Below are 22,801 nucleotides of genomic sequence, written 5' to 3'. Positions count from 1 at the left end.
CAGATGCTTTAATTATGACCTATGCTAGGTTCAGAGTTGATTAACATCAAATAAAAATGCCTTAAAGGACATCCCTCAATTCTTCATTTTTGTTAAATACAGAGCGTGCAAATGGGCATAATGGAACAATACTGATTCCTTTTCGCCGAGCATCATCTACCGCCTTTCTTACTAGCTTCTGTCCGAGTTCGCCCCCACGATAAGCATCACTTACTTCAGTATGATCGATAATTATTCGGTCGGTTCCAGCAATGGAATAAGTCATTTCTGCAACTCTTTCTGTGCCTCTTTTGTAGAAATAAGCTCCCTTGGATTCATTTTCCTCATTTTGAATTTCTAAATTCATCTACTTGAGTGATTTTAATTGTTCCTTGTCTTTTTTAGGAAGTTTAGCCACAATCAAATCATAGCTATCATCTATCAGTTGCCTGATCAACGTATCGGGAACAACTCCGTCTGTATAGACAGAGTTCCATTGTTGTTTGTTCATGTGATAGCCGGGCCGAATGGATCCATCATACTTTTCCCTTAACTCCATGGCATATTCCGGATCGCATTTCAGATTGATAAACTCGAATGTATCAATGCCTGTAAGGGCGTACATTTTTCCTAAAACCTTGAAAACTAGCGTATCTGGACCAAAAGGCGTTTCTTCTGTAGTTCCGGGCTTAGTAATGCAATAGTCTCTGAATTCTTCAATATTCATTGAGTACAATTTAAGAATTGTTGTTCAACTAAAATGAAATATTGTATCCAATTCGTGGAGTAAGTGGTCGTTGGTTTAGGGTATTGTTCTTGTAGTTGAAATCATAAAGTAACGATACGCTTAAGCTCATTCTACGCGATATGATGAATCGTCTTCCTGCTCCTGCTAATGCAGCATACTGCCAACTTGTGCTTGTGCTTGATTCCTGAAAAAGCGATTTGTTCTTCACTAACTGATATTCACTGTATAGAAAAAATCCTTTCATGATGTCGTAATTTGCAAATAAACTGATGCCATGTGCATCTCCGGTCAATGAGGTGGAATCCCGATTGCTCAATTGCTCGCGAATGATCAGGCCAACACCCATTGAGAATGCTTTATTCCATTTATATCCTAATTGAATATTGGAATCAAAAATGATCGGAATTGTTGATTGAATGGTGATATTACCATTGATGAATAATCGATTTTTTAAGGGTGTTCCTTTTAGAGAATTACGCTTGATTCCTTCTTCTTCTTTTGACAGATCCGGTATTATGGCATATTTTTCTTTGGCCGTTTTAAGCGAAAGTTGAGATTTAGTGAATTCCTCAGGTGAGATGTTTTCAAAGAAGTCAGACACCCCAGATCGATCTATTTTCATGATCTGACCGTATTCATTAACTGCACCGTACTTCATCTGCTCTGCAACTTTGAAATCACTTTCTTTGGCCATGTCGGGAGGTAGGTAGGATTCGAGTCGTTTTTTCATATCAAACCTACTGGCAAGGGTGGCACTATCTAATTTAACTGAATCGGGGTGGAACTGATCTAAATAGGCGGAATCATATTGTCCGTAGGCTTCATAGATTTTCTGAACCTGGACAAAATCTTCATTGCGTGCAAGCTGCCGGATTGCCCAATCCATTGAGTCTTTTGGAGCGCCGAAATGCGATGGGTCTACAAAATACTTTTTTGGATTCTTAAGTTGATATCTTCCCAGAAGAAGCTCTTTTTGATGGGCTTTGGCTTCCTTCCACTTGCCTACAGACTTAAGGCTGTCTTTATTGTTTTTCTTATAGTCTTTCCAGGCCTTCTTTGCTGCCTTGATGCTATCCTTTCGGTAAAACTCTTTGTAGCTTTTGAGCTTAGATTTTGCGTCATCTGATTGCTCCACTTTCTTCAGGTGCTTATCAGAGACTTTGACGTCAAACTTGATTTGGGCGTTTGATGAAAAACTACCAAAAAACAGATAAATAAAAACTAACCGCCACATTTGCTACTCTGGCGGGTTGCCTGTTCCACCACCTGAGCTACAATCATTGCCAGAATCAATGATATCAAAATCTTTAGTAACCGTTAAACTTCTGTTACATTGATCGGTCACCGTTACTCTTACTTTATGATTTCCTGTCACGTTTGTATTTTGGGGCCATGACTCAGACGGCTGACCAGTTCCAAACGGCACGAAACTTCCAGAACTGTTGTACTGATATGACCAGGCGTAGGTATACTGTCCACCTGGAGAACAGGTAGAAACTCCATTTCCTATAATCGTACCGAAATCCTGAGGAGCATTGCTATCGTAGATGCAATGCTCAGATGGTCCGTTCATTGATAAGGTCCAATACTCAAGTGCTTGTATGCTGATGTTCTTAGTGATAATAACAGCGTCATTATATTCTGGATTTGATATGGTGACTTTGATCTGGTATGACCCACCACTGGCATATGCATGGCTCGCTTGGGTGCCAGCAGTATTGCCCGATCCATCTCCCCAATTCCAAGAATAGCTACATTCACCGTAAGGACAATTGATAGTTTCAAGGGAGAATTGATGGTTTCTGTCTTCATAATTTCCATCCAGATGCCAATCCACCGCGATCTCAGCATTCAGCTCATTGTTATCGCTGACAGAATGATATCTATACCTGGCAGTGATGTTGTCATCATTGTCTCTGGTAAGCAACAAGCGATTTCTATCATCATACTCATTACTGACCTTTCGTCCATTGGCATCAGTTATTTGATTCAAACCTACCAGCATTTTATTATCATAAATGGTTTCTCTTTCGTATGATGTCCCAGGATTTACTATGGTTTTCTCGAGAAACCCATAAGCATCATATTCAATATTGACTGTCACCTGGTCATATCCTTTTCTACTTAATAACAATCCATTAGGATCATAATCCAGGTATTCATTGATCTTTGTAAGATCCGCTTCCGACCAGTTGCTTTTTGGTGTTTCAAGTAGTGTGAATTGCTGGTGAGGTACAATGAGTGAATGTTCACTTTTGAATCTGGTTAACGAAACCTGAGTTGTTTCATATACTGTACCTTCAAAATTTACCTGAGATTCAGACTGTACCACGACCCCATTCATTCCTTTTGACATCATTGTATTTAATGCGCCAATGTGGTGTTTCGTACTGCTTCCAATATCTATCGGATAAGAATAAAATGATTTTGAATTATAACCCCTGCTATTATTGGCATCTACCTGTGCTGTAAGTGTAGGAAAATTATTGTGATAAGTGATTAAACGGGTTGTCGATACCTCTCCATCGTTTTCATAAGTTGTTTCTGTTGTTGATAACAACCGAAAGGTTTTCACCACAACATCGTACTGGGAAACCATGACGTCTTGAGAACTGCCAAAATCCTTTTTTACTTCTGTAGCTAATGACGGGATCGTGTAGTAGGGAGTTGAATTGATGCTCTCATAATTATACGTTCTAACCAAAATAGGATTTATGGCATCTTCCTCGCCAAAAACTTCCATTCGATCATAGCTTCCACGATCATAAAAAAGCAATGAATTAGTTGAAAAAGGTGCAAGATTCGAATCAGTAATAGCTCCACGATCAATAAATGAACCATCATCCGCAATTGTATAAGTATGCTTGTCTGGTTTTACCAGGTCCAATCGTAAATCATTGTTGAAGTAGTGATCTGACTTATTCCCACGCATCAGGTCGCTCACAGTTACCTTTCCATATCCAATGGATGTTCCATTCAAATCAAAAACACTGGATAACGACTGTTCATAAATAGCCAGTCGATCTCTTCCTGAAGGAATTGAACCTATCTCATAATCTAAATCCTCCGTACGGTGATAGACAGGGTTTGAAAAAGCAGCTGGTTCTGAATAAGCAAAAGAGTTGCCAGCTACTCTGACGTCCTGCTCATTAAAAGTTTCTACCTGCTCCAATCGCACGCCGCCGCCGGAAGCATGGTTGCCGTACGTATATTGAGTATATCCACCAGTTGGGAAATTTATTCTACTTAAGATGTTGGCCTGGGTATATGCAGTAGCGTCTTTATCCATACCAGCTATCGTAAATGATGCGGAAGGACGCTCCTCAGTTGAGGCGCCATTTATCGCAGGATAAGGTACGAAGGTAGTTCCCTGGTGATCCCCTGCATTATTATATCCCCAATGGTCTGTGTAATAAGAGTCTCGTGGTGGCAGCTCATAATAGTTGATGCCTGACCCTGGAACATAATCCAATTCGTTTCGGTAGGTAAAAGACTGTACAAAGCCACCGTCCTTGTATATAGATTCAAGTTTTAAGCGGCTACATTCTGGTCTATTCACCGTTGGATTTGTGCCTCCCTGTAGGTAAGAATATCGAGAGGAGAAATAGTTTTGGACAAACGAATACGTGCTTACCTCATTGCCCAATTTATCACTCAAGGTCACAGAGGCTAGTCGCTTCGCGCCTGGCAGGTCGTCGCGTTCATCTGTATAGCCAAATGCAATATCTCCTTTTGTAAAATGAATACCTTCCAGATACCTAACACCAGTTTCGGTCTTGCTTCTCACAATTTCTGTATGCTCAAAAGTTAGCGACCCACCAGATATTGGTGCAGTAGCGTAGCTTTTCTTATTCAATGTTTCCTGCACCAAGTTTACCGAATCAGAGTACGTAAATGTGATGCCATGACTTGCTGGCAAATCTGGATAGGTGATAGATGTCAAGTGCCAGGATGATACATAATCATATGCGTTAGCTGGGTCATAGGTAAGTACACCCGGTTCCGTACTATTCGATGTTGTCGTCTCTGTTGTTGCAAACGTATATTTTACGCCTCGCATATCAGTCACTTCCCAGTAGCCATCTGTAAAGCCATCAAAGTAATAAGTAATGCTGATATCCGAATATGGAAGGGTTTGAAAATTGGACCAGCTAAAAGTATTGTCACAAGCCAGTCTCGACATGGTATAGTCATGACAGTTCGACTGGCAAGCTTCTCCAGAGCAGTTTTGCTGGCAGTCTTGCAAATCTGTATAGGCATCGTTGCACCATACATCTTGCAACAAGTATTCATTAAAATCACCTTCAAATATGAAACGACCACCTCCACCTGGAAAGCTGAGATAGAACAAGTCTTTCTCACCATCCTTTTTGCCTGTAAGTATATTATTAAGTTTGGTGTGATTAAGAGCTGTTGGATCATTTACCATACTGGCATATTCATCTGGAATCCCTCTGATCACACGCGTAATAGTACCTCCGGCGTTTAAGTTCCAGCCAAGCCCAACTGGGGTAGCTACTTGTCCCACCTTTATTCCTGAAGTTCCGTAGCTCAATGACACGGGTATGGTTGCTCCATTATTGGCAGTAGCAGCAAACAATGGCACACCTATAGTGGTACTGCCTGTGAACAGACCCCCGTTACTGTTTTGACTACCAATGATCCCCTGAGATGCAGGTGATGGCAAGGTTTGAGCATAAGAAAATGAGATGGTTGCAATGCAAAGCATTGCTGAAATAATGTATGATTTCATAAGGATTCAATGATGAAAAGGAGGCAAAATAAAATAGGTTACCGATGCCAAAAAAAGTGTTTCAAACTTACGGGATTTCCGTTATGTGAGCAAGCGTAATTGAAAGGAAAATAAAGCCAAATCAAGAATCTTTCATGTGCTACCGATATCCTTCTCCAGGGGTATGTCGCACTCACGTCTTTCGATATCCTTTCAATCTTTAAATTGCTTTGTTTGCTATGGAAGATAGGCAAATATAAAGGCGTAGCAAATGCGTACGCCTAGTGTCTGCTTCTTGTGGACGCCCGCACATCTAATTGGGGTTTAAGAACCACACTGGTGCGAGCTTGTAGCTCGTACCTAACTCAAATCAATTTCTAGCAATCACAAGAATGTCCGAGCTGCGGGCTTCGAATGTTTAATAAGAATCTATTAATGAAGTTTCAGTTTCTGAGGCGTTGTTTCAAGCACTAACCTATATCTTCTAAGATCGTTTTTTCGATACAAATACAGAACTTTCTCCCCTTTAGATTTAGCTACAGAATCATATTTTTCTGTCTCGCTAACCATATTTACACCATATAAACTTAAGTACCTCCATTCACCATTAATTAGAAAGTATGGAGCTGCTCTTTCATCACTAATTCTAATATCCTCTATTACGCCAAAGCATTCTAAATCATAAATTTTACTTCGTTCAATCTTGTTAAAGATTGTACCTACAATCAATCCAGCAATGGTGATTACTCCACCAACTTGAATAATTTTCTTAAAATTCATCTTCTTAAATTTAGAATGCTTTTACCGCTTGCATATGACACCTTCAGCAGCCACTCCAATACCTGCGCTGGCTCCTTTGAAATAATTCCGTCTCTTCGTGTAGTTTGTTGCTACACCTTTCTATACAATGACAATTTCTAAATGAGCTTTTAAACAAGCATCAATAATCACATTCTAATGTCAGCTACCATTAAAATATCTAACATACAATCTCAATTTTTATATCAAACCATCATGATAATCTTATTTATTTATATTTTTAAAAGTCGTTTTACTTAGGGCTTATATCCTGAACAAAATCATTTTTTTAACAGACTAAATATAGAAAAGGTCGAATTTCGATTTGATCATGAAATGCTTGAGCTATGAGAAATACACTACAGAAAACCTCAATAAAATTCCTCAACTTCCTTGTGGTTGTTCTAATAATTAATTTTTCTTCAAAGGCTCAAGAAGTTGTTAGAGAAGAAAATCTTGGATTAATTGGGAAAGGTCAGTCTTTATTATTGGATACATCGAACCCGAAAATTGCAGTGTTCGATAAAGAATCAATAAACCTCATTCCGGTTAACCCAAAAAGCGAAATATCTACCTACAACATAAAGGGATTAAACAATAAAAATATAGTCGGATACTCCATATCTGATGGTTCAGACATTACATTCTATATTGAAAAGAAAAATCGATACATAGATTTCCAACTTATTAGAACTGAAAAAAACACACAAAGGTATGGCAGAGTAAACCTAAAGCTACCCAGCAATGAAGAAGTGATTTCGAGATTCTCAACGATGAATGACTTTTATATTCTGACGGTGACTAAAAACTCATCGACCTTAAATTTTTACTGCTTTAACGCTGTTTTCTTGAAGGAGAAATGGTCACTTGATTTCTCCAATTCAAATGAATTAGAGACTTCACTTTACGAAGCATTAAAAAGTAAACTCGATCAGACGGGAACGATAAATTCAAATTTGCTAACGAATGACATAATAACAATTAATAATTCGCTGGAATTACGAAAGCTCGAGTCGATCAATTCATCGAAGATATTTATTAATAAATCAAATGTTCATATCACAATTGATTCAAACAATAGCTTCACAAGTCTTATTTCAATTTCACTATCTGAAAAAAAATATTCATTAAAAAAGGTTAGTTATCCTGGATTCTGCATAAGTACTAATCAAAACACTAATTCATTTATTGCAGGTAATTTAATTTTCACTGCTAGATATTGTTCAGATGGGATAGCCTTAAAGGCGAGTTCATTAGAAGGAGAAAAACTTATGGACTGGACTATTACATCAGCATACGAATCGTGGAATAACACTTTCTTGTATGGTGATGAATTCCTAGTTAACACAAGCATGAGCAATATAATATCTACCCTATCAGAATGCTATGCAGGAATAATTGTAAATAAGATTGGTAATGAGATTATGATCGCTTTAGGAGGGCAAAAATCAGTAGAAAGTTCTGAAATTAAGCCTGGAGAAAAAACATATTTTGAAGGGTGGCTTCTTTTTCCAATATCTCATGATGAGCTATCTCCAAAAAAACAAAATTCTCAGTTTATTTACGATAATTATTTTAGATACTTTTCGGAGGTTCAATCGGCAAGTTTTCAAAAAACATTTAGCCTTGGAAATAATTTATATTTTTCAAATTACGATCTTAATAATGGTCAATTTGCTATAATTAGATTTGACTAAGTTTTTGATCCTCCGCTGTGATCTACTAACATGACTCATCGATAGGAGGTTAAATTAAGTTTTTTTACCAAGCACAATTTTTTGATTGTCTAACTTTTCAATCTTCTTTTTAAAATCTAAAAAAGCATCGAACGTATCTGCCTCATAAGAGCCTTTTTTAATGATTACCTTCCTAAGGATGCGAATCTTATTTAATTCGTATGAAATATTTATCTCATAATTTCCAAATTGTGTTGAAATTGCTTCAGATTCAGGTTTAACATCAACTCTGAAATTTTCAGGCAAATCAACTATAATAGTTTCATCTAAGGTAAACCCTCTTCGGATTTCGAGGTATCTAGTAAACTCATTTGGATGGATGTAGAAATCCATTGGCTGTAACATTGCAGGAACAAGAATTAACCGATCAGCGACTTTCTTGGCGAGGTTTTGAATCTCTAATGTGTATTTACAATTTAACTCTGCCAGATTAACATTTTGATCGACTTCAAAATTTGTTATTGTAAAGTCTCTGTAGTCAAATTGTGAAAGATTATAGTCGTCTAATTGTTCACTTGTATACGTGTTAAACAAAGAAGATTTATCGAAAAATATACCGTTGTAATTAACATCAAGATCTAGGTTGGCATTACCATTTTCATCCAGATTTAGATTCGCATTTTTTTTAAGCACATTTTCATTTTCATCATATACTGGGGTTCTTATGATTTGGCTTCTGGCGCTATCTACCCAAAGCACATGCCTGTCATCTGTGAATGTTCCAATGTAATTTGGAGGTATTGTTTGACTTGTACATTCCAAAAAAATGGTATCCTGATTGTCCACCACACCAAGAAATACATGGTTAAACTGGTTGCTTGGAAATTCGTTTTTGATATTCGAAGCATCCTGACCAGCTTTTGCCAGGATGTAATTAGACTTTATTCCTTTATAATGAAGCATAGCCTTCATGTAATTAGTCAAGGCCTTACACTCTCCATATCCTCTTTCATCTACAAATTTGGCAGGAAGAGACTGAAACCCACCGATTCCCAATTGAATGGATACATATCTTGTACGGTCTTGCATATACTTATATAGGGTAGCTACCGTAGTTTCGACATCATCATTAGGCAAATCATCCAGCATTTTCATGGTTCCTGGCAGCAAAGTATTTCTATTTTGATTAAGTTCTAAGAACCAATCACCAAATCCTTCCCAAGAAATCATTTTACCTACATATCCATCAAGTACGAAGGAACTTGGCGCCAGGTATACCTTAGGTTGATCTTCAATAAATGACTTATAAGTCACGTCGCGCTCAACCGCGGATAAATCTTTTACAGTCCAAGAATGAAGATTAGATTTTCCTTTGTTGATAGATTCCACATTATGACTTTTAAGGTTCTCCTCCTTAAACCTTAATCGATAATCAAAAGGAATAACTACTTTCAGTGTGCTTGCATCAACAGAAACATTGAACCGATCCCGAGGAATCCAAGTCGGTAAATTCAAAAAACCTTTTTGATCAAAAACAGCAGTAACTTCAACGGTAAAAGGGAAATTTTTGTACTCTGGATCAACTGCCACATAGTTTGCATCGCCTGTTTCAAATGACTGAGAAAGTGAAAACCTCATAATCTTACCAGATCCAATTGATTTGATTTTTTTTCCTGCCTTATCTCTGATGATCATAACAAAGGATGACAGTTTTCGAAACTGATCCTCATAGTCAATGAAGTGAGCACTTGAATAGCCAGCTTCATTATAAATAGTAATGGAATATTCATTGGTAACCTGGAGGCGTTCCTGACCCTTTATATCTACTGTCAAAGTTTCCTTATTAATTCTTGCAAATTCTCGCGCCTGGCCCGTCGCTTCTTGAATACATAAAATTAAAACTATGTAGAGTAGATTTTTCATTATTATGATCAGCTTGCTTAACTGAGAATAATTTGTGCTAGGTTTTTTTTACAAATCGAATCGGTTGCTCGATTTTATCGATTATGTGACTGTAGAAATTTTTAAGGGTTTGATAGTCTTCCTGCGGGAAAACAGTCTCATTTATTTCGAAAGTATATTGTATTTGTAGTTTATTGCCTAATTGGGAATAGTTTACCACAAATACAATTCCCTTATTCAATGTTGATATTGCCTCGGATTTTGGAAGTTCACCAACTATCAAATTATCTGGCAACGTAATATTGATCGTTGATCGTTCTCTTAGTTTTGATACTAAATCAATGGGAGCCGTTCGATCAACTGATTTAAATGGGTTGCTTGCAAAACCACAAAAAACGAAAGGATCCAGTAATAGTTCCTGACCCAAGTCTATTATAGCCTCATCCAAGTCGGCATTAAAAACTTCTGTCACAATTGCTTTTTCTGGTTTAATCTTTGACTGATAAGACTCTACATCTACTTGAAATTTATCTTTTAGATGAATTCTAAATCTGTCATCAGATTCAAATTCTTTATAGCGTTTGATCCATTCAAGGTACTTCAAACTTGATATTTTCTGAGATACCTCTGCGACAGGTGATTGGACATCTGTCATAAAAATATTAACCATCTGATAGGTTTCAGCAACATTTGATGAGTTCAACGAAACCCATTGACCATCATTTGAACCAAGTATCAACCATCCATTCCCATTCAAACATTTCTGAGGAATCAACCCTGGAACCAAATTCTTATCGGATGCATCTAAATAAATACCGCCTTTGTCAGTTATTACATATGCCAAGACATAGTTTACCTTCCAAAGGTTAGGAATTAACGGATTTAATAGGCCATTTTCTCTAGTGCTTAAAATGACCGGGTAGACTTCCACATCCATCGCCTTAAGCATTGCTATGAGGGTCAAATTAATATCAGCAGAACTTCCCTGTTTTTCGTTTTTCAATTTCTTGTTTTGAAATTGGCTGACAAAGAGTCGATTTTGATTGTTCCAACTTATTTCATCACGCATGTGGTAGTAAGCCTTGTGTATTTTTTCATCTTCTGTCAACTTTTTATTCCAAATCTTAATTGAGTCCTTGAGGTATCCGGAGTTTTCAATGATTTGGCCAAACCGATAATGTTCCATAAGTTCTTCGCTGATGGATGGCCAGGAAGTGCTAATATTTTCATAGAAATAACCAGGGACTGTGATTTTAGTGAGCTGAAATTCAAATTTGGTTATATAATTGGAATAGTGTGACACATTTGGTTCTATGACAAATGCTGGAACATTTTCTGCTTTATAATGATTTTCTGCAATTTTCTCAATTTCGCCAAAGCCTCTTTGTTGCTTTTCAAATATTACATATTGAGTTCGCTCTAATTTTAGCTCATTGTAAACAACGGGGATTGTTTCCTGAAATCGCCATTCAAATGGTATGCCGTAATGCATGTAGCGGATATCTATAACACTACCAACTTTAACATTTGGGAGAAAGATTTTATAAATATGGAATCCATCAAATATTTCTTCAGAATAAATTGAAGAATTATTAAGTTTCTCCTTCACAATCTGTCCGTTTTCTAAATTGAAAACAAAGGCGCTAATGTTACCCTTGCTAGGAATATTAAGAGCCAGATTCGCATAACTTTTACCTGCATTGGTGAGAATTTTAATTCTTCTATGCCTTGTAAACTCTCCGTTAGTCTTAAATTCACCTTTATCATAGAGTACCACGGCGCTGGCGGAAGAGTCCTGATCGTATACTTGCAATTGGAGTTCCGCGAGCGAAACATCCCCGAACTTAACATTTTTTTGTGCTGACAGAATTAAAGGTGAAACGATCACCAGCAAATGAAAAATCAATCTCATAATAAAGGATTAAATAAATATATCTATGAAAATTTGGACGAAATCCGGCGATGGTATTAGGTTCCTCAAATGTATGTAAATCAATTACTGTGCGCAAAAAATCAGATACTTTATATGTACATAGCCTTACTATTTTGGCTTAGATTGCATTACCCTCTAGGCGTATGTTGTTGCTACCCCCCCACTAGCGCGGAAGTTACTTCCGTGCTTCCTTCCTATCTACTCCACAAACTTAATACTCAACAACCCCTTTCCTCCTGCATAATCGACAGCACTGCTATACCTCCAATGTTCAGGCTCCTCTACCAAACCTGCCTCTACTGGATTAGCATGAACATAGTCTAGCTTTTGCTGCATCATAGCAGAATCGCTTAATTCAGTAGGATGGTATTCGTTTTGCCAAAAACAATACTTTTGATGTTTTGAACTTCGCTCAGCTAGTTTTCTAAACATCCACAACAACCACTCCTTTCTACTCTCTGTTGGATTATTCTCAATCGCTTTTATCAATGCAACTGAAGTATACTTCTTAAAATCCCTTACAATTTCTTCGATCTTCGATTCTCCACAACGACCAACAATTAAATGCAAATGATTGGTCATAATGCACCATGAATAAATTTCTAATCCTTTCTCTTGAATACAGAAGTCAAGGCTAACAATCAATAGATCCTTATACTCAGACCGTGTAAAAACATCGATCCACTGAACTACACTGAAAGTAATGAAATAGATTCTTTCTTGATCTCTGATCTTGTATTTCTCGCTCATGTTTCAAGAATACAGCAAGTTTAGTATTACAACCGTAGGATTTGAAGTCTACTTATGGTAAGCTTTGTTATTTACTTTAAACAATTAGGCACAGAAGTAACTTCCGCGCCAGTTGGGGTACCTGCCATCGGGTCTACTGCAAAGAACTGTCCCAAGGCTGGAGTAATTCTAAAAGTTATCCACAATCCAAGGTCCGCTTATCTTAAAACATACCAATATACTTGTTAAAATAAAGGCTAAAACCAGCACACTTCCAATCGCATTTGACCATTTTGACTCATTTTCAAATCGATCATAAATTTCCTTCCATCTAGCTTTGTATTCGAATAAAAACCAATTTGTTCCAAAAATCACTAAAGCTATTATAAAATCCATTGTTTTTGTCCGATATACGTCCATCTCTGGAGAAAAATATAGAGCTATAGACCATATAATAACGAGATGAAAAGCATTTAGAACACCTAGAATACAAAGCGCAATAAACGAAGGCATTTGATCATCTAATAATTCAATGCACCTCAGTATTTTGTAGTATAGATAATCATATAATCTAAACATAAATACTATTTACTTTCCCAATAATCAAATAGACTCCAATCAAAACCTGTCCATGAACTAAGATCTTTAGCTTGTTTAACAGATCGTTGTACAGCTGGGAAAGTTTTCTGAAAAATTATAAAGCCTCCCATTCCATAATAGTTGGTAGTAAAATCAGCTCTAGATCCAGGCTTAAGAAACTTTCTTCTGTACCCGCTCTGTGGGTTGAAACGATTTCGAAAACAGAGATGTGCTTTCATCTTTCTTCCTCACTTCTACCTCAATTTGATCATAATCATTCTCATTTGAAATAGAATTAATAATAATTTGATACGCAGATTCACACAAATTATTCAACCTTGTTTCATCACTAACCAAAGTGCTATTCTCATTAATCAACTTAATCAAAAGCGTATGCTCCTCTTTCCCATTAAACAACCGTGCAGAGACTTCAAAATCAGCATGAATAACTCCTTCTAATCTCTGAAGGTCATTTGTAATCATTCCATATTCTTTCTCAAATTCAATTCTCCTCACATCTGGAGCAAAACATGAAACCAGCATTAATGAAAGAAGGAGTTGAATAATAAATCGATTCATCAGTTATAATTTAAGATATACTAAGTATAGAATACAAATATTTTGAAATCAAAAATGAATTACTCTCATAAACTAGACGACATAAACTTGCTATGTATATCTAAAACGTCTATCATAGTTGTTAATTCGCCTGGAACATAAGAATTATATTCTTCTTGGAAGCTTGGTGAGGGGATGTGAAAAAATTTGACCATTTTCTTTCCTTTGATTTCGAATCCAATTTTAAATGCTCTAAAAAATATTTTTTTTATTAATGTGACCTCACTTCCGTTTATTCTATACTTATATGAAAGGTTGGTAATCATTATCTCGCTATTATTATAAAAGACTAAATTCATACGAGACATATAAAGTCCAAGAGGCAAAAAAAAGATTAACACAAAACCAGTTGCAATTAACAGCTTAAAATCCCATAAAAGGCTAAAAAAAATAGTCGTCATTAAAATTGAGACTATAAAAACAAGTATAATTCTTCCCATAATCGGGGTAAACCTTGATGTTATAATTTCAAATCCCATTTGTTCAATTTCTTTAATTACTCTGTAATTTTTGACCAATAAAATGGCAATCAATAATATTATTATTGAAATATTAACCAATTTAGAAAATGAGATAACACTTGAACTAAGATCAAAAGGATTAATAATAGAGATGATCAACCCAGATATCATCATTAGCAATATGAATTCAATTTTTTTTACCATTTCTGACTAATCAAATAAAAATCCCGAGAATATTTCGCCTCCAAAAATTGCACCAGCTCCAATTGCACCTCCACCTGAGACTCCTAGAAATAAGTTTCCACCTTCAGTTCCCCATTCTCCTTTAATTACCACTGGTCCGACTCCAAATTCAAATGAATGTTGATCATAAGCATAGTTACCATCAAGAACTCCTAATTCCGATCTTGCGTCAAAAACATTAGTATAACTAAATCCTGCTGGTATACCAAAGAGAACATTTCCAGAAGCACCAAATTCTTTTTGATATCTGACCTTATTATCATTATCAGAACGGCACGGAAGTAACTTCCGCGCCAGTTGGGGGGCTTTGATGTGTTTACTTAATTAAGCTAGAAGATAAGGCTACTTAGCGTTTAACTTTAATAAGTACGATGAAATTTAGAATAAATGATAATGCAACTAAAACAGTAAGGATTATTTCCAAAGTCGTATAATCCTCACCTATCTTATCAGTCCCGTCTTGTTGACTACTTTGTAATTCTTTCTTACGATTCCACTCTCTAATATTCTCGATTTCAAAATAAAGCTCATTCTTCAAATTGGCCTTTTTTATCTCTTCAAGGATCACTACAGTTTCGTCACTAAGATTAAACTTTGGTGGCTCCTTTACTTCCAGATCAAATGCAATTGGATAATGAAAATTCTTCGAGCCACTACATATATCAACATTTAGATTATCATCTTCTAATTGACCATACAATAACCAAGTTTCTCCCTGCTTAGGCTTAATACTATACTCATTTATTAATCCCCTTGATGGATTAGATTTCAACACGCCTTTCAGTGTTTCAATGATTGACATTTCAAAATAGTTTTCACCTACATTCTTAATGTCAACTATAGCAATAAAGTTGTGACTCTCATATCGTTCATACTTTGAAAGCGGAATACAATCTCCTCCATATGTTCTAGTAGAAATGAATAAAGTGAGTGAAAACAAAGTTCCAGTCAGTAATACTTTCTTTAGGTTATCTATTCTTATATCTATCATATTGATCCATTATATCCTCAGGCATCCTTTTGAATTCGCTCACTTCATGAGACCAAAGGTACCATGCAAGTCTAACTGAATATGACTTATAATCATCAGTTGTATGCTGCCAATAATTACTACGTATAACTGCAAATTCTGCTTTGTAGTGAGTTCCACCTGGGTCATACCCCGCAGAAGCATTTAATATCCCGTGACCATAGACTTCATGAAATGTGGCAGCTCTAATATTCCCAACTGTTTGTTCATAACTCTTGATATCAAATTTTACGTGATATTTGCCATCAGTTGTAATACCTCCCCATCTAGCATTTCCAGGCAGTTTTTCAAACGTTACTTCAACATTTTCCTTGTTAAGTGTGACACCATTTGGCAGCTTCATACCATTTATAGCTCTTTGATAAAATGCTTCTTTATCACCTTGAAAATAACTCTCCACACCCGATCCATATGGTGAACTAACTATAACATCTGCCTCCGTAAATCCAAGAGCTGGGTGTTCAAACTCCACTGAGGTAGATATATAGTGTTCTTCGTCTTCAATACCATTGGTATAGTAATCAGTAATTGTATAAACAGCACTACTTAATCCTATATTACCTCCGCTAATTGAAAATCCTCTATAGGAATCCTCAGCGGTTCCACCCCACGCCTTTACCAACATTGAAATCAATCTTTCCCTATCACTCTCAACGTATGTGCTATAATCAGCTCCATATCCATGGCCACCCCAACTACTTCCCATTCCTACACTCACCCAACTTCCCAAATCAGGCTCACCACTGCTACCTCCTCCACCGCTAACACTAGGATTTGAGTCTTTTCTCGGCCAGCGATCAGGCGCTAACCCCAAAGGATCAACATACATCACAGGATTATTGTAATTCGCATGATACGGTGAATAAGCCGTCTGTGTACCTGCCATCGGGTCTACAGCAAAGAACTGTCCCAAGGCTGGATCATAGCTTCTGTACAAGAAGTCGTAGTAGCCTGTCAAGCTATCATAGCCCGCATACGCTGCCTGATACATCATGCCAGGGTCTACATAGCCTTCATGTCTCCAGCTTTTGTCCGTATGCAAACCATACGGATAGTATTCGTTCACCTGCGATACCTTGAAGTCCACACTACTCGAACTGTGCGTGATCTTTAAATCATCGAAGAAGACGTCAGCATCCTGGTTGCTTTCGTTCACTACATAGATGAACAGGTAGCCCGGCTCATTGTACGACAATGTTCCACTTTCCAGCTTCGCAAACGCTCCTTCTGCATCTGCTCCTACGGCTATGAAGCCAGAGCCATCAGCTACATACGCGTGGTTCGCATCAAAGAACATGTACTGCAGGTATGCTTCCGGTTCTCCGCTGGCATTGCCTGCAAACAGTCCCGATGCTGCCGGATCGCTCAGTGCATTGTTTAGCGCACTGCTTGCACTCTCACCGCCGGTGCCTGCGCTGGCTCCTCCAAACGCTGAAGAAACAATACTTGCAATGTTGGCAACAGAGGTGTTGTTCCAAGCCGTGAAATCGTAACGAGCCCACACTTGCATGTCCACTTCATCGCCTGCTGTGATGTTGAGCACTTTTGCAGGTCCTACTTCCTTACCAGCTACCGTACCATTGAGTGCTACACTCTCGCTTCCAAGTGGTGTATGATTCTGTGTAGTACTTCTAATGTTTGCCGGGAACGAGAATTCACTTTCTTCATAGGCGCTACGCGATTGCTCCATTGTTGCTGTGTAGATGAATCGGTCTGGTAACACACCAAACGCTACGCGGTTGTTGCCTTGATTGTCCGTGATGAAGTACTCATTGAAGTACGCTCCGTTTTGCTTGTAGGCTCGTCCACCTTCAATAAACACCTGATTGATCTCATCGTCGAGGTATTCGACAGTTCCCACATAGTCTACTTTGGCTAAGGACTTACCGGAACCATCTTTCACCTCTTTACTCAGCTTTCCACCGGTTGCCGTGTAGCTAAAGTTGATCGTTGTGTTATCGAAAAACTCAATGCGATCCACCATCTGCAAGTGGTTGTAACGGATGTTCGTGATCTGCTTGTTCAGGTCTTCCGTACGATTTCCCATTGCATCGTATTGATAGTCTGTTCCAGGAAAGTAGTCTTCCATGCCGTCGCTATTTGAGCTGTTATCCGCTACAGCTTCAAGCTTATTTGAGTTAGCCTCATAGGTATAGCTCAGGTCATCCAGCTGTCCTCCGTCGGTATTTCTTTCGAGGGTTTGCGTGTTGCCGTTGGCATCATAGGTGGCATTCATCGAGTACATGGCCGCATCACCGTTCCAGCTACCGCCATTCTTGGTGGCATAGTTAGCTGAAGTCAGCTGGTTCAAAGGTGTATATGTATAGCCGTAGACTGCCTCACCTGAAACACCCGTGCTTCCCTCAAGAGGGGATTTGTCGCTGTTCCAGGATGTGGATGTGATGTTTCCGTCATAGTTCGGTGCAACTGCTTGCCCGCTGATGGTCACAGCATTGGTATAATTCAATTCCTGACCAAACAAGTCAGTGTTGGTTTCGCTGCTGTCGCTCAACTCTGAATCGTTAATTGAAGAAAGCCAGCCACGGATGTTGTATCTATAATCTACAGACTGCAGGAAGGAGTTTCCATTGTCCGTTGAGTGAATATTTTTTTCCATCAGCTGGCCCAGCACGTTGTAATTGTACTCAGCAACCAGTGTACGATTCAAGCCATCGATGGTCTCGAATGTTTGTATGTGTTGTCCTCGAGCATCGTATTGGTATTCGGAAAGCACAGTCACGGATTCCGTACCCTGATGGTCCATCATACTTTGCAGGACTTTCCCTTCCCAGTCCATCTCATACGATAAGCGGTCCGTACCACCGAGGTGATTTTCGGAGATTAGTTGTACGGCGCGCAGCTTATTGTCATAATACACCACGGAGTTTAACCATTGGTTGGTGCCCAGCACGCGTACTTTAGATGCTGTGGTAATGCCCAGCACCGCAGCAGTTGTATCAACCACAGCAAAGCCAGCAGGTGTAGAAGGGGAAAAATTGTGCCCCTCAGCGTCCCAGCCCGCATACGTGAGAAAATCATAATTGTCGTAATAATTAATGGAGTGCAATTCATACTCATCAAAATCAGCCTGTGTCAGATCAGGGAATGATTGGTTGATGGTGTATCCTACTGCATCCGCAGCTACATCTTCATAACGCCCACCGGCCATCATGGCCTGCAGCCCACTGCGCGTACTGTCTGACACCACAATCCCGGTCATCACGGTTCTTCCGAAGATGTCATATTTTACAAATGACCAGATGTTATTGCCATTTGCATCCTTTTGCGCATCGTGTCGCGACATCACGGGTCGGTTCCATTGGTCGTATACGACATAGTTCCATCCGGCGCCAGGCGCCCGTGATTCGGTCACTCTGCCGCGAGAGTCATATTTCTGCTCAAAAAGGAATCCATCGATTTCCAGATCAGTGAGTGAAGTCTTGTTGGCCATTTTTGGAGGAATGACATATCTCAAACGTCCGTATTTATCGTAGACATTGTATGTGGTGTTCCAGGCGCTTCCGTCCCATTTGCGTGTGGCCACCGGTAGCCCAAGCGCGTTGGTGATGGTCTGGCTTTTACGTCCGTCGGGTGAAATTGCTTCACTAATAGATAGCAAGTTATTGCCGTATACGGACTGTATTTCAGGTACATCATTCGTTCCCAATGCCCATTTTTTCACTTCATCGAGCGTTCCGTTCATCGAAGCTTGGTACATGAAATAATTCACGCGGGAATTTTTGTTGGCAGAGTGCCACGCTTGTCCCGGAGAAATGATGTTTTTCACACGTCCATAATTATCATATTCCTTGATACTGAACGGGTGCGTATCGTTAGCTATATCGGATTGGTTGTTGTAAAAATCGATCTGCTCAGTGGCTGGATCAGTACGATGCTCACCGCTAATGACTGCAGCTGCTATGTATGGCATGTAGCTCGTCGATCGTCTTCCTTCATTATCGTAGACGTAGTGTTGCACTACGTCTTCACCATTTTGTGCGGCGCTGGCACTAATGGTCATGGTTGTGCGACCTGCTCCATCGGAATAGCTGTAATTGACTGCTTTCTCCGTTTCCGAAAGGGTGCTGAACAAAGAAGCATCGGCTATTGGCGTTCGTGGTATTTCTACACGTACAAAATTTTTGTCTGGTGAAGGAGGCTCGATGCAGTCTGTACGCAGTGAAGGTGTGATTGTATTGGAGTACACACTCGAGCTGCACAGTTGCTCATACCGTACCCGGTATGCATCGCCATCTTCCACAATTGATGATTTTGAGGTTTGAATGTTGCCCAGATTTACCCAAACCCCTCTTCTGAGTACTTCTAAAAAGGTATTGTTCAAGTCCACGTTGGAATTTGTACCGGAAAAGGAAAAACTGACATCATCGCCCGGGCAGTAAGAGCCTGCGGCCATACTGAGTGTTCCGGGATTTGGCTCCACTGGTTGGATTGGAATCACTAGTTGATTGGAATTTACCCAATCGCTTCCCGCTGATTGTACTTGTCTCATGACTGTCAGATCAGCTGAGATGGTCATGGACGTATTGAAATTGGCTGCATTGGTATTGTCAGTGAATGTGACCCAACTGGTTCCATTGTAGTACCTCCACCGGTAGGTATAATTGCCGTCTCCGCCTACTGCAGGATTTCCAGAAATCTGGCCGGGATCAGATCCTGAACATACGATTCCTCCAGTGTAGGTAATGTTTGGAGTAGTCAGCAGCGGCAAGACGGTTTCTGCCGATGAATAAGCCGACTCTACTGCATCTCCTGCCGCTTTCACACGATAGTAATAAGTGTTGCCGTATGTAAGGTTACTGAATGTCAACTGTGTAGTTCCAGATAAGGTTAGTCCATCATCTATGATATTAGAAAAGTTTGAGGCGTCAGAAACTTGTACCTCATATGAATTCGCTCCGGCAACAGCATTCCAATTTGCCTGGAATGAAGTTTGGGTGATGTTGGTTCCATCTAGCGTTACAGGAGTGTCAATGGTGGTATTGGCTGTGATTGTAAAAGACGTCACAGAGGTGATATCTTCACCTACTGCTCTCACCCGGTAGTAATAATTTTTTCCTGGAGACAAACCGTTCACAGACATGCTGGTGCCACCAGCGTATAAATTATTATATCCACTTAGGATGGTATTGAAGTTTGAATTTGATGCGACATCCAATCGGTAAGATTGTGCTCCACTTACACTTCCCCAGTTTGCGGTGAAAGAGGTGTTGGCATTGCTTGTCTCCTGCGATACGGCAGGCGCCTCGATCGTGGTGTGAGCTTCGACATAGCTTGAATGGCCAGAGGTATAATCCGCGCCTACTGCTCGCACCCGGTAGTAGTACTTAATTCCTGGCGTTAGTCCAACCACACTTTTACTTGTGGCTGTGCCCACATTCAGGTTATTATAACCAGATAAAATACTGCTAAAATTACTCGATGAAGAGACATCCAGTCGATACGAATTGGCTCCAGAAACACTTCCCCATCTCGCTGTAAAGGATGTGGTGGCATTGCTGATCTCCTGAATCTGAGATGGGGCTGGTATGGTTGTATTAGCGGTTACGTAACTGGAATTTCCTGAGGTAATATGCTCACCTACTGCCCTAACACGGTAATAGTACTTTTTGCCAGGAATCAATCCAGTAACCGACTTATTGGTCACATTTCCTACATTCAGGTTATTGTATCCAGAGACTATGCTGCTGAAGTTGCTCGTCGTGGAAACGTCCAGACGGTAGGACTGTGCACCTATCACTCCTCCCCATTTTGCTGTAAACGCGTTTGAAGCATTATTGCTTTCCTGTATCTGTGAAGGCGCAGAAATACTTGTATTTGCAGTTACTCCTAAGGAATAGCCAGAGGTGATGTGTTCACCTTTGGCCCGAACACGGTAGTAGTAGTTTTTGCCTGGAGTCAACCCTGTGATGGATTTACTGGTAGCAGTTCCAACGTTCAAATTCGTGTGGATCATGCCACCACTAAAGTTACTCGTAGTGGAGACATCAAGCATATAATATTGTGTGCCAGAAACACTGCCCCATCGTGCAGTAAATGACGTATTGGTACGATTGGACTCTCCTATCTTTGAAGGTGTAGAAATGGAGGTATTTGCAGTTACGGCTGACGAATTGGATGAGGTCTTATCTTCTCCAACTGCCCGTACACGGTAATAGTAATTTTTCCCTGGAGTAAGTCCTGAGACCGTATGACTAGTTCCTAATACTGATTTGTTATTGTAGTTGGAGAGTTTGTTGGTAAAGTTGCTATTCGTTGCTACATCAAGTTGATATGCCAAAGCACCTGACACACTACCCCACCTCGCCACAAATGAAGTGTTGGTTCTGCTTGTTTCTTCTATCTTGGATGGAGCTGAAATGTTAGTTGTTGTCTGTATCGTGTTGGAGTTGGAAGAGGTGGTACCGTTGACCTGCGCACGCACCCGATAGAAGTAATCTTTGCCAGGCGTTATATTAAAAACTGAATACATTGAAGGCGGCTGGGCTCCCCCATTGGGTCCTTCAAGACCTCCGGAAATTTCAAGGTTATTATACCCTGAAACCATCGTTGAAAATGAACTATTGGTCGCTACATCCAGATAATACTTTGAAGCCCCTGAAACATCTGACCAATGAGCGTTGAAACTTTGTGTAGTAATGTTTGATGCAGGTTCGGCCGTTGGCACTGTGGATGTGCCTCCGCCCCCACCTGAGCCACCGCCTCCTATACCGCCTCCACCATCATCGCCTGGAGGACAGATGATACACCGTTGTGCCGATGCGTCAAGGCTTGTGAAAAATACGAATACGCTTGTGAGTAAGAGAGTCTTTAAAATTTGCATCCGAAGAATGTAGGCGTTAGTTGGTTGATGATTTCTTTAGATAAAAATTGGTGATGAAAGAAGTGGAATTTGCAATCGTTAAAACAAGTGCATTCTCATTAGGAACAGACACTTGTTGGGAGATGTTGGCTCCGTTGTAAAAAGATAATTGCAATTCGTCAGACACAAGCTTCCAGGTTCCATCATAGAAATTGGCACCTATAGAGCCGGCTAAAAAAGTAGAATCAGCATTGAATGTAAACCTTTGCTTGAGGAGATCATTCAGTATCTCATTTTTTGATGCATCATCCAGGCTGTCAAATTGACTTTTTGCATCTGTGCTCATCAAGGCTACGGTCTGATCGGTGTCGATCTTCCATTTTCCGATCAAGTCTGAATAAGATTGAGCATGCGTCGTATTCGACAATAGTATTGCAAAAGCGCATGCAATAAAGAAGGAGAAAGTTTTCATTAATTAAGCTAGGTTCACTAAAACTATGTAGGGTGGCAACTAACCAGGTTGCGTTACCAGCGACCAAACCTAATGCGGATT

General features: G+C 39.4%; 16 protein-coding genes. 1 reads left to right on the top strand and 15 read right to left on the bottom strand.

Annotated features, from left to right (window positions below):
* Nucleotides 1–61 precede the first annotated feature (61 nt).
* The 5 genes from ABJG98_RS01630 to ABJG98_RS01610 all read right to left on the bottom strand — a co-directional run bounded on the left by ABJG98_RS01630 (nucleotide 62) and on the right by ABJG98_RS01610 (nucleotide 6,239).
* Entirely contained in the window at nucleotides 62–346 is a 285-nt protein-coding gene (locus tag ABJG98_RS01630) for a GNAT family N-acetyltransferase (protein ID WP_348277711.1), read from the bottom strand.
* The gene (locus ABJG98_RS01625; protein ID WP_348277710.1) at nucleotides 347–706 is read right to left on the bottom strand and encodes an MmcQ/YjbR family DNA-binding protein; all 360 of its coding nucleotides are present in this window, start codon (nucleotides 704–706) and stop codon (nucleotides 347–349) included.
* A gap of 28 nt (nucleotides 707–734) precedes the next feature.
* Nucleotides 735–1,961 (bottom strand): hypothetical protein, encoded by a 1,227-nt coding sequence (locus ABJG98_RS01620; RefSeq protein WP_348277709.1) that lies wholly within the window; start codon nucleotides 1,959–1,961, stop codon nucleotides 735–737.
* 3 nt (nucleotides 1,962–1,964) lie between these two features.
* Nucleotides 1,965–5,480: a PKD domain-containing protein gene (locus ABJG98_RS01615; protein ID WP_348277708.1), complete on the bottom strand. Its 3,516-nt coding sequence runs from the start codon at nucleotides 5,478–5,480 to the stop codon at nucleotides 1,965–1,967.
* Between the two features lie 411 nt (nucleotides 5,481–5,891).
* A complete protein-coding gene (locus ABJG98_RS01610) occupies nucleotides 5,892–6,239 on the bottom strand; it encodes a hypothetical protein (RefSeq protein WP_348277707.1) in 348 nt (115 codons plus the stop codon).
* 413 nt (nucleotides 6,240–6,652) lie between these two features.
* On the opposite strand from ABJG98_RS01610, the gene ABJG98_RS01605 reads away from it, so the two are divergent.
* Nucleotides 6,653–7,954, top strand: a complete 1,302-nt coding sequence (locus ABJG98_RS01605; protein WP_348277706.1) for a hypothetical protein — start codon at nucleotides 6,653–6,655, stop codon at nucleotides 7,952–7,954.
* A 54-nt stretch (nucleotides 7,955–8,008) separates the two neighbouring features.
* On the opposite strand, the gene ABJG98_RS01600 is transcribed toward ABJG98_RS01605, so the two are convergent.
* From ABJG98_RS01600 to ABJG98_RS01555, 10 genes are all read right to left on the bottom strand, one after another.
* Nucleotides 8,009–9,856, bottom strand: a complete 1,848-nt coding sequence (locus tag ABJG98_RS01600) for a DUF3857 domain-containing protein (RefSeq protein ID WP_348277705.1) — start codon at nucleotides 9,854–9,856, stop codon at nucleotides 8,009–8,011.
* 37 nt (nucleotides 9,857–9,893) lie between these two features.
* The gene (locus tag ABJG98_RS01595; protein ID WP_348277704.1) at nucleotides 9,894–11,747 is read right to left on the bottom strand and encodes a hypothetical protein; all 1,854 of its coding nucleotides are present in this window, start codon (nucleotides 11,745–11,747) and stop codon (nucleotides 9,894–9,896) included.
* A gap of 219 nt (nucleotides 11,748–11,966) precedes the next feature.
* Complete coding sequence (locus ABJG98_RS01590; RefSeq protein WP_348277703.1) at nucleotides 11,967–12,518, bottom strand: transposase; 552 nt, start codon at nucleotides 12,516–12,518, stop codon at nucleotides 11,967–11,969.
* Between the two features lie 168 nt (nucleotides 12,519–12,686).
* The gene (locus ABJG98_RS01585; protein WP_348277702.1) at nucleotides 12,687–12,893 is read right to left on the bottom strand and encodes a hypothetical protein; all 207 of its coding nucleotides are present in this window, start codon (nucleotides 12,891–12,893) and stop codon (nucleotides 12,687–12,689) included.
* A gap of 354 nt (nucleotides 12,894–13,247) precedes the next feature.
* Nucleotides 13,248–13,655: a hypothetical protein gene (locus ABJG98_RS01580; RefSeq protein WP_348277701.1), complete on the bottom strand. Its 408-nt coding sequence runs from the start codon at nucleotides 13,653–13,655 to the stop codon at nucleotides 13,248–13,250.
* 65 nt (nucleotides 13,656–13,720) lie between these two features.
* Entirely contained in the window at nucleotides 13,721–14,359 is a 639-nt protein-coding gene (locus tag ABJG98_RS01575; protein WP_348277700.1) for a hypothetical protein, read from the bottom strand.
* 6 nt (nucleotides 14,360–14,365) lie between these two features.
* Nucleotides 14,366–14,491 carry a hypothetical protein gene (locus ABJG98_RS01570; protein ID WP_348277699.1) on the bottom strand — a complete coding sequence of 42 codons (126 nt, stop codon included), beginning with the start codon at nucleotides 14,489–14,491 and terminating at the stop codon, nucleotides 14,366–14,368.
* A 253-nt stretch (nucleotides 14,492–14,744) separates the two neighbouring features.
* Nucleotides 14,745–15,389 (bottom strand): hypothetical protein, encoded by a 645-nt coding sequence (locus tag ABJG98_RS01565; protein WP_348277698.1) that lies wholly within the window; start codon nucleotides 15,387–15,389, stop codon nucleotides 14,745–14,747.
* A complete protein-coding gene (locus ABJG98_RS01560) occupies nucleotides 15,367–22,269 on the bottom strand; it encodes a DUF6443 domain-containing protein (protein ID WP_348277697.1) in 6,903 nt (2,300 codons plus the stop codon). The genes ABJG98_RS01565 and ABJG98_RS01560 overlap by 23 nt, the downstream gene beginning before the upstream one ends.
* A 16-nt stretch (nucleotides 22,270–22,285) precedes the next feature.
* Nucleotides 22,286–22,720, bottom strand: coding sequence for a hypothetical protein (locus ABJG98_RS01555; RefSeq protein ID WP_348277696.1), 435 nt, complete (start codon nucleotides 22,718–22,720; stop codon nucleotides 22,286–22,288).
* Between the last annotated feature and the right edge of the window lie 81 nt (nucleotides 22,721–22,801).

This window comes from Ekhidna sp. (assembly GCF_039960695.1).
Taxonomy (GTDB): domain Bacteria; phylum Bacteroidota; class Bacteroidia; order Cytophagales; family Cyclobacteriaceae; genus Ekhidna.
Note: the sequence above shows the minus strand (reverse complement) of the source record. Positions and strands in the feature narration are given on the sequence as shown.

Bases quoted from the DNA above. Each gene is read 5' to 3' on its own strand.
- ABJG98_RS01630 (WP_348277711.1), bottom strand. From the start codon at position 346: ATGAATTTAGAAATTCAAAATGAGGAAAATGAATCCAAGGGAGCTTAT.
- ABJG98_RS01625 (WP_348277710.1), bottom strand. From the start codon at position 706: ATGAATATTGAAGAATTCAGAGACTATTGCATTACTAAGCCCGGAACT.
- ABJG98_RS01620 (WP_348277709.1), bottom strand. From the start codon at position 1,961: ATGTGGCGGTTAGTTTTTATTTATCTGTTTTTTGGTAGTTTTTCATCA.
- ABJG98_RS01615 (WP_348277708.1), bottom strand. From the start codon at position 5,480: ATGAAATCATACATTATTTCAGCAATGCTTTGCATTGCAACCATCTCA.
- ABJG98_RS01610 (WP_348277707.1), bottom strand. From the start codon at position 6,239: ATGAATTTTAAGAAAATTATTCAAGTTGGTGGAGTAATCACCATTGCT.
- ABJG98_RS01600 (WP_348277705.1), bottom strand. From the start codon at position 9,856: ATGAAAAATCTACTCTACATAGTTTTAATTTTATGTATTCAAGAAGCG.
- ABJG98_RS01595 (WP_348277704.1), bottom strand. From the start codon at position 11,747: ATGAGATTGATTTTTCATTTGCTGGTGATCGTTTCACCTTTAATTCTG.
- ABJG98_RS01590 (WP_348277703.1), bottom strand. From the start codon at position 12,518: ATGAGCGAGAAATACAAGATCAGAGATCAAGAAAGAATCTATTTCATT.
- ABJG98_RS01585 (WP_348277702.1), bottom strand. From the start codon at position 12,893: ATGGATTTTATAATAGCTTTAGTGATTTTTGGAACAAATTGGTTTTTA.
- ABJG98_RS01580 (WP_348277701.1), bottom strand. From the start codon at position 13,655: ATGAATCGATTTATTATTCAACTCCTTCTTTCATTAATGCTGGTTTCA.
- ABJG98_RS01575 (WP_348277700.1), bottom strand. From the start codon at position 14,359: ATGGTAAAAAAAATTGAATTCATATTGCTAATGATGATATCTGGGTTG.
- ABJG98_RS01565 (WP_348277698.1), bottom strand. From the start codon at position 15,389: ATGATAGATATAAGAATAGATAACCTAAAGAAAGTATTACTGACTGGA.
- ABJG98_RS01560 (WP_348277697.1), bottom strand. From the start codon at position 22,269: ATGCAAATTTTAAAGACTCTCTTACTCACAAGCGTATTCGTATTTTTC.
- ABJG98_RS01555 (WP_348277696.1), bottom strand. From the start codon at position 22,720: ATGAAAACTTTCTCCTTCTTTATTGCATGCGCTTTTGCAATACTATTG.